This window comes from Clostridium sp. (assembly GCF_047718555.1).
In the GTDB taxonomy this organism is placed as follows: domain Bacteria; phylum Bacillota; class Clostridia; order Clostridiales; family Clostridiaceae; genus Clostridium_I.
In genome coordinates this window covers 1-14,733 of record NZ_JBDNRK010000081.1, presented here as the reverse complement: position 1 = coordinate 14,733, position 14,733 = coordinate 1, and the positions used below count along the sequence as shown (strand labels likewise).

The 14,733-nt window shown below is 30.6% G+C and carries 15 protein-coding genes and 1 riboswitch; of the genes, 4 read left to right on the top strand and 11 right to left on the bottom strand.

Features of this window, described 5'->3' with window-relative positions:
• Positions 1-134: 134 nt before the first annotated feature.
• The 7 genes from ABF633_RS19505 to ABF633_RS19475 all read right to left on the bottom strand — a co-directional run bounded on the left by ABF633_RS19505 (position 135) and on the right by ABF633_RS19475 (position 7,813).
• The gene (locus ABF633_RS19505) at positions 135-716 is read right to left on the bottom strand and encodes a PsbP-related protein (protein ID WP_415526176.1); all 582 of its coding nucleotides are present in this window, start codon (positions 714-716) and stop codon (positions 135-137) included.
• A gap of 123 nt (positions 717-839) precedes the next feature.
• Entirely contained in the window at positions 840-2,678 is a 1,839-nt protein-coding gene (locus tag ABF633_RS19500) for a hypothetical protein (protein ID WP_415526174.1), read from the bottom strand.
• A gap of 266 nt (positions 2,679-2,944) precedes the next feature.
• Positions 2,945-3,784 carry a 16S rRNA (adenine(1518)-N(6)/adenine(1519)-N(6))-dimethyltransferase RsmA gene (gene rsmA, locus ABF633_RS19495; RefSeq protein WP_415526172.1) on the bottom strand — a complete coding sequence of 280 codons (840 nt, stop codon included), beginning with the start codon at positions 3,782-3,784 and terminating at the stop codon, positions 2,945-2,947.
• 3 nt (positions 3,785-3,787) lie between these two features.
• A complete protein-coding gene (rnmV, locus tag ABF633_RS19490) occupies positions 3,788-4,333 on the bottom strand; it encodes a ribonuclease M5 (RefSeq protein ID WP_415526170.1) in 546 nt (181 codons plus the stop codon).
• 251 nt (positions 4,334-4,584) lie between these two features.
• Complete coding sequence (locus ABF633_RS19485) at positions 4,585-5,604, bottom strand: 3D domain-containing protein (protein ID WP_415526168.1); 1,020 nt, start codon at positions 5,602-5,604, stop codon at positions 4,585-4,587.
• Between the two features lie 294 nt (positions 5,605-5,898).
• Positions 5,899-6,666, bottom strand: coding sequence for a TatD family hydrolase (locus ABF633_RS19480; protein WP_415526166.1), 768 nt, complete (start codon positions 6,664-6,666; stop codon positions 5,899-5,901).
• A gap of 34 nt (positions 6,667-6,700) precedes the next feature.
• The gene (locus ABF633_RS19475; protein WP_415526164.1) at positions 6,701-7,813 is read right to left on the bottom strand and encodes a DUF362 domain-containing protein; all 1,113 of its coding nucleotides are present in this window, start codon (positions 7,811-7,813) and stop codon (positions 6,701-6,703) included.
• 238 nt (positions 7,814-8,051) lie between these two features.
• Here ABF633_RS19475 and ABF633_RS19470 point away from each other — a divergent pair, with 238 nt between their 5' ends.
• Positions 8,052-8,249 carry a cold-shock protein gene (locus ABF633_RS19470; protein WP_415526162.1) on the top strand — a complete coding sequence of 66 codons (198 nt, stop codon included), beginning with the start codon at positions 8,052-8,054 and terminating at the stop codon, positions 8,247-8,249.
• 107 nt (positions 8,250-8,356) lie between these two features.
• Here ABF633_RS19470 and ABF633_RS19465 read toward each other — a convergent pair whose 3' ends face one another.
• Positions 8,357-8,743 (bottom strand): DUF5684 domain-containing protein, encoded by a 387-nt coding sequence (locus ABF633_RS19465; RefSeq protein ID WP_415526160.1) that lies wholly within the window; start codon positions 8,741-8,743, stop codon positions 8,357-8,359.
• A gap of 201 nt (positions 8,744-8,944) precedes the next feature.
• Between ABF633_RS19465 and ABF633_RS19460 the strand changes: the two genes are divergently transcribed.
• Entirely contained in the window at positions 8,945-9,217 is a 273-nt protein-coding gene (locus tag ABF633_RS19460; RefSeq protein ID WP_415526158.1) for a hypothetical protein, read from the top strand.
• Between the two features lie 55 nt (positions 9,218-9,272).
• On the opposite strand, the gene ABF633_RS19455 is transcribed toward ABF633_RS19460, so the two are convergent.
• The 3 genes from ABF633_RS19455 to ABF633_RS19445 form a co-directional block, all read right to left on the bottom strand.
• Positions 9,273-10,565 carry a nitrate/sulfonate/bicarbonate ABC transporter ATP-binding protein gene (locus tag ABF633_RS19455; protein WP_415526156.1) on the bottom strand — a complete coding sequence of 431 codons (1,293 nt, stop codon included), beginning with the start codon at positions 10,563-10,565 and terminating at the stop codon, positions 9,273-9,275.
• A gap of 12 nt (positions 10,566-10,577) precedes the next feature.
• Positions 10,578-12,296, bottom strand: coding sequence for an ABC transporter permease (locus ABF633_RS19450; RefSeq protein ID WP_415526154.1), 1,719 nt, complete (start codon positions 12,294-12,296; stop codon positions 10,578-10,580).
• Between the two features lie 248 nt (positions 12,297-12,544).
• A riboswitch (M-box (ykoK) riboswitch) is annotated at positions 12,545-12,709 on the bottom strand.
• A gap of 175 nt (positions 12,710-12,884) precedes the next feature.
• The gene (locus tag ABF633_RS19445; RefSeq protein WP_415526178.1) at positions 12,885-13,352 is read right to left on the bottom strand and encodes a pyridoxamine 5'-phosphate oxidase family protein; all 468 of its coding nucleotides are present in this window, start codon (positions 13,350-13,352) and stop codon (positions 12,885-12,887) included.
• Positions 13,353-13,622: 270 nt separating this feature from the next.
• On the opposite strand from ABF633_RS19445, the gene ABF633_RS19440 reads away from it, so the two are divergent.
• Both ABF633_RS19440 and ABF633_RS19435 read left to right on the top strand, forming a co-directional pair.
• On the top strand, positions 13,623-14,132 hold the full coding sequence (locus ABF633_RS19440; RefSeq protein ID WP_415526152.1) for a helix-turn-helix domain-containing protein: 510 nt from the start codon (positions 13,623-13,625) through the stop codon (positions 14,130-14,132).
• Positions 14,050-14,706 carry an IS630 family transposase gene (locus tag ABF633_RS19435; protein WP_415526150.1) on the top strand — a complete coding sequence of 219 codons (657 nt, stop codon included), beginning with the start codon at positions 14,050-14,052 and terminating at the stop codon, positions 14,704-14,706. Before ABF633_RS19440 ends, ABF633_RS19435 begins: the two co-directional genes overlap by 83 nt.
• Positions 14,707-14,733: the final 27 nt, after the last annotated feature.

The following is a 14,733-nucleotide window of genomic DNA, read 5'->3' as shown; positions in this document are numbered from 1 at the left end:
TGGATTCAAAATATTCGTCGCATCTTTGACTTACTATTTATTTTCACATGCCTAAATTAATATAATAAGCTTACTTATGGATATTGTATTCCCATATAGGAATCAATTCATACAAGTAAGCTTTACTAAAATAATCATTCATATTTTATTGTTTCAACTATTGCTTTAAATACAGCCGGCATACTACTATTAAGCTTGTCACTTTCTACATAAAAAGAAAACCTTACAAAAATGTTATCATATTTTATAAAATATTCAAAGGCATTATAAGTTTTATCAGCTGCCTTGGTTTTATAGGTAACTAGATAACCTTTATTATTGTTTATACTTGTATCAGATATTTTAAAATTTTCTGCACTATTCTGAATTTCCGACATTACCTTACTGTTTTGCAAGAAACTTTTTAAGTCGTTTTGTAAATTCCATATTTGAACATAACCATGAATACTATTATCCTGTGAATTAAAATTATTATGATATAATATTTCTCCCCCTGTGAAATTTTCCCGACTTGTTGTCCACTTTGCTGGAAGCTTATAAGCTATTTTATGTTCTGATGAATAATATTCCTTTAATGCTCCTAAATTATTTTGAATAAAGGCTGTTGTCCTTATTCTACTATCCAAGCTTATACCTACAGAAAAGAGAACTACCATAAGACCCATAACTACAAATATAACACCCATTTTTTTTCTGTCTACAATAAATATCTTCATATAAATGCCCCCTTTATTAGTAATTTTATTCGGTATGTATGAATATTAAAAATGAAGACGGCATAAATAAAATTCACAGGATTGATATCCATTTTATTTACACCGACTATAAGCTTACACATTTCACTTGTTCACAGGAATTACTATTACTGACTTTCTGAAATCATAGAACAATAGCCAATATCCCATATTGCCATATTTGCCCTTATTATTCTTTCCCTGAACCCAGCTTACAAATCCAAATTTTCCTCCAAAAGGCTGATCATAATGAGCCTTTGTACCAGGTATTCCATATACTATATATTTCACCTTTCCATCTTTATCATATTTATATCCAAATAAATAATGACCATGTCTTATTATATATGGAAAGTAACTTATCATAGGATAATATAATATGGTATACCTGTTGTAACTTGAAGCCTTATACATATCCTCTATAGATTTTACTGGTATATTATACCATTCACTTTTGCTAAGATCTTCAAAATCATCATTCCATTGCTGTAAATTTTTTGTTAGACCATGAAAAAATTTTGCTGACTTTGTTTTTGGAGCCTCATTAGGATTTTGATTGTTATCAAACCCTATTTTTTCATTATTATTAATATAGTTATTAGGATTAATATTATTATCTAAATTGCTATTGACACCTGTACTATTGCTCATGTTAATATTATCTTTCGAAATAATGCTGTTATAAAAACTTTCTACGTTATTATTTAATACATCTCTTTCTTCTGATATATTATTTTCTTCATTTTGGTTTACATTATATTCTAATTCATTATTACTAATTTCTGTATCATCTATGTTTTCTAATCTTTGTTTGTAACTATTTGATTTATATTTAAGTTCTTTATTTGCATTATTATTTGGCTTCTGTTCAACTTTGAATCCTTTATTTCCCTCATTTTCTATTTTTGTATTTACTTTATTAGGCACACTGCTTTTATTTGGTTCACTAACTTTGTTGGATTCACCAGCTTTGTTGACTTGACCACTCTTATTAGATTCACTAACTTTATTTGGTTGAGTAGCCTTATTTATTTCACTGTTCTTATTAGGCTCACTAATCTTATTTGGCTGGGCAATCTTATTTGGTTCACTAGTCTTGTTATTTTTCTTGTCTTTGTTATCCTTATTATCTTTTTTAATTACAGTATTTATTTTTGAGTTAGCTTTGTTGTCTTTGTTTGACTCATGCTTCCAATGCTTATGCTTTTTAAAATTTCTAATATCCTCACTGTTTTCTCCATTTAAATCTTGTAAATCTTCCTCATCATCATTCAATTCTTCTGAAGATCTAATTTCTATTGGCTCACTTATATCTGTATATTTCTCTTCGTTTTTTTCCTTACTATTTTGAGACAATGTCTCTCTGTATTTTTCACTTTCTTCAGACTGCTCTTTTGAATTTTCTTCTTTAACTTTTTCTATGCTTTTTTCATACTCATCGAAACTTCTATCTTTGTTATCATCAACGCTATTATCTTCTATTTCACTTTCTTCTTTATCTCTTTTCTGAACATTATCTATCAAAGTATATTTTTTCCAATCTTCCGGAATATCTGTAACCGAAAATCCATTCAATACGCTTATGACATTCCTATCAACAGATCTAATTACTGCGGCTCCAGAAACTTTATCTACCGACACACCACTAGCTGCAATATTTTCAGGAGTAAACTCTCTGCTTACCTCTGCTCTTCCAGTATTGTCTATATTTAATTCACCAAGCTTAATTAATTTCTTATCATCTTTCTTATCGCAAATAAGTAATATATAATATGGCTTCATTTCTTTTTTCAGGTTTTGAACATAAAATGAAACTTTACATTTATTGTTCCTTACCTCTAATTTGGCATAACCGGTTGGTGCTTTGTCTGATGCTAATCCATAGCCTTTTTCATCTTCTTGAAGTATTATGAAATATCTACTATATTTTTTTTTCTGACTCAACCTCTTTATCCCCCCATAATATTTATACAATATAATATATGAGAGAAGTGCCTAAAAATGAACAAATAAAAAAAAATGCCAGATATATTTTTATTTATCAATAAAAATATATCTGGCATTTCAAGTAAATATATGTTTTTATATTTATTAACTTACTAAATTATCAATAAAACTTTACCTAGTATTAATTCGCACTGTAACTAAGCTTAAGGCATGTTCAAAAAATAAACTAGCCAGTATGCTAACCTATTTTAAATTCTATTATATCAGCTAATCATGAGATAAATAACATTAGATAATTTTGCAAATTCTTCAATGGAAAGAGTCTCTCCTCTTCTTTTAGAATCTATTCCGGCTTCTAAAAAGGCACTTTCCAGTTTTTCTTTACTTAATTTTAATTGTTTAAGGGCATTCCAAAGAGTCTTTCTCCTCATATTGAAAGCATTTCTTATTATGGAAAAAAACAATTTTTCATCTTTTACTTCTACCCTAGGTTTATTTAACTTATCTAATTTTATTACTATGGATTCAACCTTAGGCTGAGGAATAAAAGAATCAGGTAAAACCTTTCTTATTATTTCCGTATCACAATAATACTGTACAAGCAGTGATAAAGCACCGTATTCCTTACAATTTGGCTTCGCAGCTATTCTCTCTGCCACTTCCTTTTGTATCATTATAGTGAGAGATTTAAAAATATATCCTCCGGTCAATAATCTAGATATTATTGGCGTAGTAACATAGTAGGGCAAATTAGCTACTAATTTAACGGACTTCTCATGAGCCATTATTTCATTGAAATCCACTTTAAGTGCATCTTTATGTATTAATGTAAAATTATCATATTCTTTTAATTCCTGTTCTAATATAGGTAAAAGGTCACTATCCAGCTCAATTGCGCACACAGCTTTTGCTGCAATTAACAACTGTTTTGTAAGTGTTCCAACCCCAGGCCCAATTTCAATTACAAAGTCTTCTTTTGAAACTTCCGCTCCTACTACTATATCCTTTAAAACTGTATCATCAATTAAAAAATTTTGACCTAAACTTTTAGTAAACTTAAAACCATATTTTTTTACTATCTCTTTTGTATTAACAGTTCCCAACCTCTATTTCATCTCCTTTTCTGCTTTTCTTACAGCTTCTACAAGTTCTTCTTTGCTTATTCCAAAATTATTTAATCTTGTTAGAAATTGAGCTGAATTGGCATATCCAATGCCCAATTGTCTTCCTACTGCATCTCTTCTATCCTTTGCCCTAATATCTGCTGTAAGTTTAAAAAATATCATATCTTGAATATTAAAATTTTCAACTTTCTCTTTATTTTCGCATTTTGCATTTTTAAGAGCTCTTATTATTGCTTTTGGCTCTGCATTCTCAACTCCAATATCATCAGCCTTAGTTCCTTCCTTTTGTGTAATTCGAGCATGCTTTACACCTTTTACTCTTTTTGTTATTATTCTTCGTATCTTTTCTCCAGCAAAATCCGGATCTGTAAACACAATTACTCCTCTTCTTTTTTGTGCATCTATTATTTTATCAATAACTGCTTTATTTATTCCAAAGCCTCCTACAGCTATAACATCAGCTTCTACAGCTCTCTTTATGGCAGAAATATCATCTCTTCCCTCCACAACAATTACTTCCTTAATCATTTTACAATTCCTCCAAATATCCTTAAAACATTATTCTAATTATATAGCTTAATCTATACAAAAAGAAATCACAAGTTAAATATAGTATTTTCAACTATATCTACTCCTTTAGTTTTTAGATTGACCGGCTAAACCATATCTATTATACCCAAATGAGATCTTTTTCCTCAACACTAAGCTTTTTTGAACAAACCTATTTAGCAAACAGGTTTGTTCTTAATACAACAAAAAAAATAAGGAGCCTTAAGCCCCTATTTCAAAACATATACATCTACTGGTCTAACTCCCCAGTTATCACATTCTGTCTCGCTTGTAAAAAATAAATCTACTCGGTTTCCCTTTATTGCACCACCAGTATCTTCAGCTATTCCATAGCCATAACCTGGTACATAAAGTTTTGTTCCCAAAGGTATAACCCTAGGATCAACAGCTATAGAGCTGTATCCATTAACATCTCTCTTAGTTCTTGTTCCAGAAGCAGTTATTCCAAAACTAAGATCATCAGTATAAGCGGTAGCCTTTGCATTAATTTTACTCTTATAAACCGTTCTACTTCCACGATTTACATTTATAATGCCAAGAGTTCCTTCTTTAATAACAGCTTTTACAGGTTCACTTTTTACTACCTCACTTATTATATTTCGTGAGACTTCCTTACCATCTTCATAAGTAACATTACTTACTACTTCTTTAGAACCAGCTGCTCCTTGCTGGACAACCTGCTTTTCATCACTTCCCATAGTATCATCTTTTTGAATTACTGTTTCAAAATCTATGGGCTTTGCTTCTGTAATCTGCTGAGTACTAACTCTTGTCACTACAACTTTCATATCAGCCTTAATGGCTTCTTCTTTTAAAGGCTTTACCTTATCTAAATCACCTAATTTTACACCTTCTGATTTCAGCATATCCTTTACTGAGTTTTCTGCAGATTTAATTTTTAAACTTTTACCATCTACAAGCACTTCTAAACCTACTGCTCTTTTTATATATATCTCTTGTCCATCTTTCACTTTTGTGTCTACACTAGGTTCAACCTTATCCTTAGGTTCTATTCTAATATTATTTTGCTCTAAAACATCTTTTACAGTACTCTTGTATGATGTAACTTTTTTTACATCACCATTAAGAGACAATGTTATAACCTTTTTCATGCTTCTTGCATATATGGTAACACTCAATATCACAATCACCATAACTAGAGCTATAATAGAACCCTTTGAAAAATAATTGTTGAAATTAAACAAATTATCTTTCAATTTTTTAAACATGTTAATCCCCCCTCTAGCAAGAATCTTTAACATTATAACTATAAACTTCACACAATGTCAAATTATCTGCCATAATTAGTTAAAATCAGAAAATACAGTATCGTATTTATCAATATAAATGTATAATAGCCATAATCTAGTAATTCACTGATTTTACTATAGGAGATTAATAATTAGGTTAATTCCTTTATTAAATTATATGGGTGCATATAGTAAAATAGTACTGTTAAAGTCAAATTTATTTAAATAATTATTTATATTTGAATAAATTATAACCTTAAATACCATTTTATACTAATATTGTATTTTAAACAAATTCTTAGTATTTAATATAGTCTGATTTTTTACATTTATTGGAATATCTCTCCTAATTTCAGCTATTTTCTCTGCAATATATTCTATATAATCGGATCTATTCCTTTTTCCTCTATTAGGTTCTGGCGCCATGTATGGACAATCGGTTTCAAGAAGCATTCTATCTAAAGGTATTTCTTTTGCAACCTCTACTGCTTTTTTAGCATTTTTGAAAGTCACAACTCCAGTAAAACCAATATAATATCCCAATTTAATACATTCTCTTGCCATTTCTACGCTTCCTGCAAAACAATGTACTACCCCCTTCACCTTAGGAAATTGTTTTATTATTTCCATGGTATCTCCATGAGCATCTCTATCATGAATAACTACTGGAAGCTCAAGTTCCTGTGCAAGCTCCATCTGTCTTATAAACGCTGCCTTTTGAACTTCCCTAGGTGGATTTTCTTCATAATGATAATCAAGTCCTATTTCACCTATAGCTTTTACCTTAGGATTTTTAGCAAGTTCCTTAAGTTCCTCTATGACTTCATCATTTACAATAGATGCAAATTCCGGATGAATACCTACTGCTGCATAAAAAAAATCATATTTGTCTGCTAATTTTACAGAATCTCTAGCTCCCTCTAATGAAGCTCCACAATTTAGCACTCCTATAATTTCATTTTCTCTAAGTTCCTTTATAACCTTATCCCTATCTTCATTAAAGGCCTCATCATCATAATGTGCATGTGAATCAAAAATCATATTTTGCATTCTCCTTTTTAAGTTCAATTCGTAATTATATTATATTTATTAATTCATAATCTTCCTTACCAAGTCCTATTTCTTGTCCGTGATCCAATCCTGTTTTCCAATTAGTATTATCATGTATGTGACCAAATTTATCTTGTCCTTCATGATAGTGAATATCATCTAATATAGACCCATTTATCTTTGGTGCATTATTTACCATATCTACGCAGGCTTTATCTAACGCCACAGGATCAAAGGAGGCTGCAATTCCAAGGTCAGGTACTATTGCCATGTCATTATTATCCCAACAATCACAGTTAGGAGATACATTCATAATAAAATTGATATGAAAATTAGGTTTATCCTTTACAACAGCATAGGCATATTCTGCAATTTTTTCATTGGCAGTATCTGCAGATTCATTCCAGATGACCTGTGCGGCATCAAATTGACAAATAGCTACACACTGACCACAACCAACACACTTATCATAATCAATATCTGCTTTTTTATTTTCATCAAAGCTTATGGCATCTTGTGCACAATTTTTAATACACATTCCACAGGCTACACAATTATCTTTTTGTATTTTAGGCTGTGATGCAGAATGCATTTCTAATTTCCCGCCTCTTGACCCGGAGCCCATTCCAAGATTTTTAAGAGCACCTCCAAAACCAGTCATCTCATGACCTTTAAAATGGTTCATGGAAATAATAATATCAGCATCTGTTATTGCAGTACCTATTTTAGCAGTCTTACAATGCTTCTGATTTATTTCAACTTCAGTATAATCTGTTCCCTTAATACCATCTGCAATTATAACATTACAGCCTACCACCATTGGATTAAAGCCATGCTTCATTGCTGTATCAAAATGATCCAGCGCATTAGCTCTTTTACCGGAATAAAGTGTATTAGCATCAGTTAAAAATGGTTTTCCACCTAATTCTTTAATTACTTCTACCACCTTTGCTGCATAGTTTGGTCTTATGTATGCAAGATTTCCTATTTCTCCAAAATGAATTTTTATAGCTGTAAATTTATCTTTAAAATCTATATCTCTAATTCCAGTCTTAACCATCAATTTTTCTAATTTGTCTAATAAATTAGTACCTGGTTTTGTTCTCAAATTTGTAAAATATACTTTAGATTTTTCCATTTAATATCATCTCCATAACAAATTTTTTTATAGATTAATTCTAAACATAATCCCCATTAAAATATATTATAACTCTTAATTCTAAAGCACTCCAATTAAATTTTTATTACAATCAGACTAATAATTTATTTACTAACTCTTCCTATCAATTTGAATAAATACTTACTTAATAGGCATAATATATGTAAGAAGGTCATCAAAGTGATTTTCATATTAGTTATTTCAGGAGGTTTTTTTAATGTTAGGAAATGTCAAATGGTTTAACGCTCAAAAAGGGTTTGGTTTCATTACTACCGAGGATGGAAAGGATGTATTTGTTCATTACTCAGGTATTGCAGAATCAGGCTTCAAGAGTCTTGAAGAAGGCGAAAAAGTTGAATTCGACTTAACCCAAGGTCAAAAGGGCGATCAAGCCGTTAATGTAAAAAAGGCATAGATTGAAAAGTAGTTTCTCCTAATGAAACTTACTTAGTAAATTTATTAGAAGCGTACAGGAAATTTTTCTATGTACGCTTTTTAATTTATAGAAATGTATATGTTTATTCAATAGCAATAGCTACTGTCGCCAATATAATCTATTTTTTCTGAATAGGCCATATAAAGCATATAAACACAGCCTATAGGATAAATTACTATGGATAGAACAATCCATAGCTTATTTATATCAAAGGAATTGTAAAATTCTGCAATCCATATTATCATGAGAACTATATTCACTATTGGTATCATAAGCAATAGCCCATACCACCCACTTCTATCTATAATATTTAAAAATATTATAATCTGAAGAAAAGGAGCGAAAGCTAACCATTGATTTCTTACATTTGCTTTTTCACACAGCTTGCACCAGGCTATAGAAAATATTATGTAATTTATAATTTCAATTATTACAGCAGGCTTTGAAGTCATTAAATAAAATATGCTATCCATAGTATGTACCACCCCATTAACCAAGAACTCTGTTTATCTATATAATTAATATTCTTATAGATAAAAAGTATTCCTTCCAACCAAAATTTATTAATAAATCTTATCTCTTATCTCATTAAATAGTACTAAATTACACGTTTCTAACATAATTATTATAGTAAGTTTATATTGTGGATAATCAGAATTTTGAGGTGATCGTGCTTGATAAAAAATGATGATATGGCCATTGCTACTTTAATACTCGGAATAGTAGCTTTAATTCTCTGCTTTATTCCTATACTAAATTTTATTGGACTATTATTCAGTATAATTGGAATTGCACTTGGCATAAAAACCAAAATAAGATTTCATGAATCTGGTACAATTATGAAGGGAGACTCTTTAACTACTTCTGGCATTGTACTAAGTATAATGGGAATAATTGTATTTATAATTGTAATAACTATTATGGGGGTATTTACTGCTTCTCTATAAACAACTAAAGCAGTCATACTTATCAATGACTGCTTTATTGAATGCTTTCTCTCAATTATTCTACTTCTATATATAATTCTTCTGTATCATGATCATAATTAAATAATTCAGCATATCTTCCCCAGTCTATGATAGCACTCATTTTCTTTTCTATAGAATGCTCTCCTAAATGCTGAGAAAATAATTCTTTAAAAAATTCTTCTTTCATCTTTTTATTTCTCTTAGTATTTAAAACTTTAACTATAACTTTAAAGGTAGATATATTCATTATTTGCTCTCTGAAAATTTCCTTGCCTTCTTCTGTGTCAGATTCTATAAATCTGCTTCCCAGAGGTGTAATAATAATATCTCCTTCTTTTACATCTGCAAATTTCAGCATGGATATACCTTCAATATTGGGCAAAAGATCGTCTATTTCCATCATAAGATCACGTCCAAGCTGATAAATATCCATTCTGCCATCATTATCATCTACCAGTTCCAAGAGACCAGACATAACTCCAATACTGGCTTCTGGAATTTCAACAGGTTTTCCAACATTTTCTTTTACTACTTTTTCGATTTTATCTTTGTTAGAATTATCAAATTCACCCTTTGTCAGTATTTTGTAAATACTATCAACAGTTCTTTCAAATTCAGGTGACTTTCTGTTTCTTGGATGAGGCAAATCTATGTTTATTTCTGCTATAACTCTTGCAGGATCACGGCTGAGCATAACTATTTTATCTGCCATTAAAACTGCTTCCTCTATTCCATGAGTTATCATTATTATACTCTTTATAGGCATCCTTTTTGTAGTCCATAAATCTATAAGTTCCGTTCTGAGATTTTCAGCCGTTAAAAAATCCAGTGCTGAAAAAGGTTCATCCATGCATAATAGCTTAGGCTGCACTGCAAGGGCTCTTGCAAATCCAACTCTTTGCCTCATACCTCCTGAAAGTTCCTTTGGATAGGCATCTTCAAATCCATCCAATCCTATAAGACTTATAAGTTCTGATGCCTTTTCCGTAGTATAGTCCTTAGGAAAACCCTTAGCCTTTAGTCCAAGCTCCACGTTTTCCTGAACTGTAAGCCATGGATAAAGGGCAAAGGACTGAAAAACTATTGAGGCATAGGGATTTACTCCTTCTACTTTTTTACCATCAAATATTACTTCACCTTCTGTTGGTTCAATAAGTCCTGTTATAATCCTAAGAAGTGATGACTTACCAGATCCTGAAGGTCCAAGAATAGCTATAAATTCATCTTCATTTATATTTATGTTTATATCCTTTATGGTAGGTTTTTCGGATTCTCCAAAATATTTTGTTATTCCTTCTACCTTTATAAATTCCTTTTGTTTCTTCAAATCAATCACTCCTTACATTTCTATTTTAAATCTTTCTTCTGCTAAAGTATAAAGTCTTTTCCAAACTACGTTATTGATTACCACAACTACTATACACATAGTTATTGTTCCCATTAAAAGCAATGCAAAATTTCCACTTTCCGTAGCCTGTGATATTAAGGCCCCTAACCCTATAGTTTTAACAGAATGCCCTCCAAAGTTTACATATTCAGACACAATACTTGCATTCCAACACCCTCCAGTAGCTGTGATCATTCCTGTAACAAGATATGGAAATATTCCTGGCAGTATAAGTGTCTTCCACTTCTTTATTCCAGTTATACCAAAGGTTTTCGTGGCTGCCTTTAAATCTTCTGGTATTGCCATGGCTCCTGCCACTACATTAAATAGTATATACCATTGAGTTCCCATGAGCATAAGTATTATAGACGCAAAACCAAGTCCTCCCAGCGCACTCATAAAAATCCCAAGTACCACAGGGAAAAGTGCCGTAGCCGGAATAGAAGCTATAATCTGTATAATTGGCTGAAGTATATTGGCAAGTTTTTTATTCATTCCAATTAATACCCCCACAGGTACAGTCCAAATTAATGCTATAGCCTGAGCTGCAATTACTCTTAATAATGAGAATAGTACAGCTTTAGGAACTGCCTGCAGATCTCTGACTCTTAATGTAGATAAAAGTTTAATTACATTGAATCCCAAATATATGGCTAAAATTATAGCCGCTGCTCTAATTATTATTTTTATTATATTTCCAGCCCTTTTATTTTTCACGCTTTTATTTTTATTCATATTAGAAATAAATTTATCTATGAGTTCACCAACGAAAGTAAAAAATGGTTCTAATAATTTCTCAGTTAATACTTGAACTATATAGGAACGTCTTAATAATTTTAATACAAAGGATTTAGGCTCATCATTTGATTGTGTAAGCTCCACTTTAAATTTATCTGACCAGGTAATTACAGGCCTCCATATGAATTGATCTAGAAGTATTATTACTATAATCAATGTTGCTATTCCATATACAAGTGCTTTAGTATTACCTTCATTAGCCGCTGTCTGAAGAAATGATCCTATACCCTTAAGTCTGAAGTTTCTACCCTGCAGAGTAAACATTTCACAAGCCATTAAAAAGAACCAACCACCAGCCCAGGACATCATACTATTCCAAACTAATCCTATAGTTGCAAAAGGCAGTTCTAATTTTTTAAATTGCTGCCATTTATTTAATTGCAAAACACTGGATGCCTCTTTAAGATCTCTAGGCAAAACCTTTAAGGAATAATAAAAACTAAAGGTCATATTCCATGCCTGACCAGTAAAAATTAATATAATGGAAGCTATCTCAACTCCTACTGTTCCATTAGGGAAAAGAGCGATAAGTCCTAAAACCACCGCTGGTAAAAAAGACAATACTGGTATTGATTGAAGTATATCCAGTATTGGTATAAGTATTCTTTCCGCCTTTGGATTATGGGCTGCTATATATCCATATACCAATGTAAAAATTATGGATATTATATAAGCAGCTGTCATTCTTAAAACAGATCTAAGTGCATAATAAGGCAGCATATTTAAATCAGTTGAAATTTTTACATTTACATTGCTGGAAGCTCCCTGCATGCCTGGAGACATTATTAAATATATAAACATAGCTATACATATAAAGATTACAATATCAATCATTCCAAATTTCTGCCTGTTAAAAACTTTTTCATTTCTCATGTAAACTTACCTCCTTAATATGAAATTAAGGTTTTAAGTATCTTCAAATAAATAATTTTTGTCTAATGTATTTTTCATCTTTTATTTTCAGATATCTAGTACAATCCTAATTTCGCTAAATAAATTTATACCTCTATAATAACTGGCATCTCCATCCATAATCATCATCACCTTTCTTAAAAAGTAATCAACTTAAACGCTAACAAAAAAGCCTTCACGGAAAGTGAAAGCTTTTAAAAGCATATCAAAAACTCCCCCTTTAGTCCAGCTTTGGCACTATATGACATAGAGAAAATCTCAGCTACATTAGATAAAACCTTAATTCGGTAGTACCAGCTGACCCATTGGCGTCTCTCGACATTTCTGGGTAGTAGCATATATTCATATAGGAACCTCACCTAACAAGTTCCGTTTACTTTATATAGTATAAATCTGTTATGTTAAATATATGTTATATTTATGCAAAAGCAAAATAACAAATTCATAGTTTTTTGTCGATTACCATCATCCTTTGTAATAATATACTTTATTACCCATATTGTCAACAAAATTTATAATCACTTTAATTCTTAATTGTGAATTTATCTGTTAAAATACAATATCAATTACATAGTTTTCTCGTGTTGCCGTTTGACTTTCAAAATCAATGAAATATTTGAAATCATGAGTAAAAACAAGTGCGTCGATTAAAGAGATTTTTAAAATACAAGTGTTTTTATCTTGCTCATTAACATGCTTGTCATAAAACGCAACAAACGCCCTCTTTAACTCTTCTCTCAACCCTCTATTGGATTCATCAAGTGGATTGCCTATATTTTCACCAATGCCATGCGCTACAAACAAATTATGGTTCAATGCAACATTTGGATTTTTTAAAATTTCTTCCATTTTATTGCTCAATGTATGTGTTGTGATATAAAATGCATTTTCCTTATAATAAGCATTTACAACTCGTATATTGGCTTTATTCCCATTAACTGTTGCAAGAGACATTGCTATATCTTTTCCATACAGTCCTTTCATAGCTGCTATAGCTTCGTTGAAATAATTATTCATTTCCACTGACACCTCCAATGTTTTATAGCATAATAATTTTAATTACAACACAAAAATATACTTTCATATAAATTCTCTGTGATAACCTCTAATTATTATTTCAAGTTATTTAATTTTTCATCTTCGGACTAAAAGAAAATTGCGAATTAAATATAGCTATAATATTAATTTTTTCATATAGATATCCAATATCATAAATAAATGTTTATGAATTTTTTATATAAAAGTCCAAATACTATAAGTAATAAATATAGTATTGGAGTGAAATATATGGCAATGCGTTTAGTAGAAGTCAAAACTTTACACGGATATACAATAAATGAATTAAATGAAATAATTAATAGTTCAAAGAGTAAGTACACCAAATGTCTTTTGAGTGCTGTCATAATGAGGTATAACGGAATTCATACTGATGATATTATGAAAACTATTTGCAGAACACGTGCATCTATAACTACTTATATTAATAAATGGAATGAATATGGTATAGATTCAATTATAGATAATCGTGGTGGTTCTGAAAGTAGTTTTACAGATGAAATGCTTCAGGATTTAAAGGACGTAGTCCTAAGTAAATCACCTGAAACCTTCGGTTTTATGCGTTCCAGCTGGACAACAGCTCTATTGACTCAATATATTAAAGAAAAATATGGCAAGTCTTATTCTGCAGAATGGATAAGACAACTACTAATAAGTCTTGGTTTTTCTTTTAAAAGAGGTCAATATAAACCAACTAAAGGAGATCCTTATTTGCAAGCTATCTTTAAAAAAAATAGCTGACTTACTACCTATCATTGAGAACACAGAGGACTCCGTCCTATATGTTGAAGATGAAACAGGAATAAGGATAGAATCTGTTAATCGCAGAAGTTGGAGCCCGGTAGGGCAATCCCCTATAGTTGAAAGTAATAACACACGTGCAGGTTTCAACATTATTGGTGCTACAGAAATATCTAAGAACTATAATACTTTAATCAATATATATCCAGCAAAGCATTCCATTACTTCTATAGAAATGCTTGAGCTTTTAAAGCAACTTCTTAAGCAAAACAGGGGTAAGAAGATATTCTTAATATGGGACAATTACAAAATCCATAAAGCAAAAAATATCGAAGAATTTGCACAGCTGCATAACGAAGAATTGTTTCTGATTAATTTACCAACATATTCTCCTATGCTAAACCCACAAGAAAACATATGGAAATGGCTTAAAGATACATGTTTTCAGTGTAAAGCTCGAGAATCTATTGATAAATTCAAAGAATTTATCGAAAAACTATTTCTTCATTGTAATTCAGATAAAATGCATTCTATTATAAAACCTCTTGTTAATGCCAAAAGTTACTATAAATAATTTAATATTGAACTTGGATATCTATAA

Excerpts from the sequence above, each read along its gene's own strand:
- ABF633_RS19450 (WP_415526154.1), bottom strand. The coding sequence starts at position 12,296 with ATGAGAAATGAAAAAGTTTTTAACAGGCAGAAATTTGGAATGATTGAT.
- ABF633_RS19470 (WP_415526162.1), top strand. The coding sequence starts at position 8,052 with ATGTTAGGAAATGTCAAATGGTTTAACGCTCAAAAAGGGTTTGGTTTC.
- ABF633_RS19485 (WP_415526168.1), bottom strand. The coding sequence starts at position 5,604 with ATGTTTAAAAAATTGAAAGATAATTTGTTTAATTTCAACAATTATTTT.
- ABF633_RS19465 (WP_415526160.1), bottom strand. The coding sequence starts at position 8,743 with ATGGATAGCATATTTTATTTAATGACTTCAAAGCCTGCTGTAATAATT.
- ABF633_RS19445 (WP_415526178.1), bottom strand. The coding sequence starts at position 13,352 with ATGAATAATTATTTCAACGAAGCTATAGCAGCTATGAAAGGACTGTAT.
- ABF633_RS19480 (WP_415526166.1), bottom strand. The coding sequence starts at position 6,666 with ATGATTTTTGATTCACATGCACATTATGATGATGAGGCCTTTAATGAA.
- ABF633_RS19505 (WP_415526176.1), bottom strand. The coding sequence starts at position 716 with ATGAAGATATTTATTGTAGACAGAAAAAAAATGGGTGTTATATTTGTA.
- ABF633_RS19475 (WP_415526164.1), bottom strand. The coding sequence starts at position 7,813 with ATGGAAAAATCTAAAGTATATTTTACAAATTTGAGAACAAAACCAGGT.
- ABF633_RS19440 (WP_415526152.1), top strand. The coding sequence starts at position 13,623 with ATGGCAATGCGTTTAGTAGAAGTCAAAACTTTACACGGATATACAATA.
- rnmV (WP_415526170.1), bottom strand. The coding sequence starts at position 4,333 with ATGATTAAGGAAGTAATTGTTGTGGAGGGAAGAGATGATATTTCTGCC.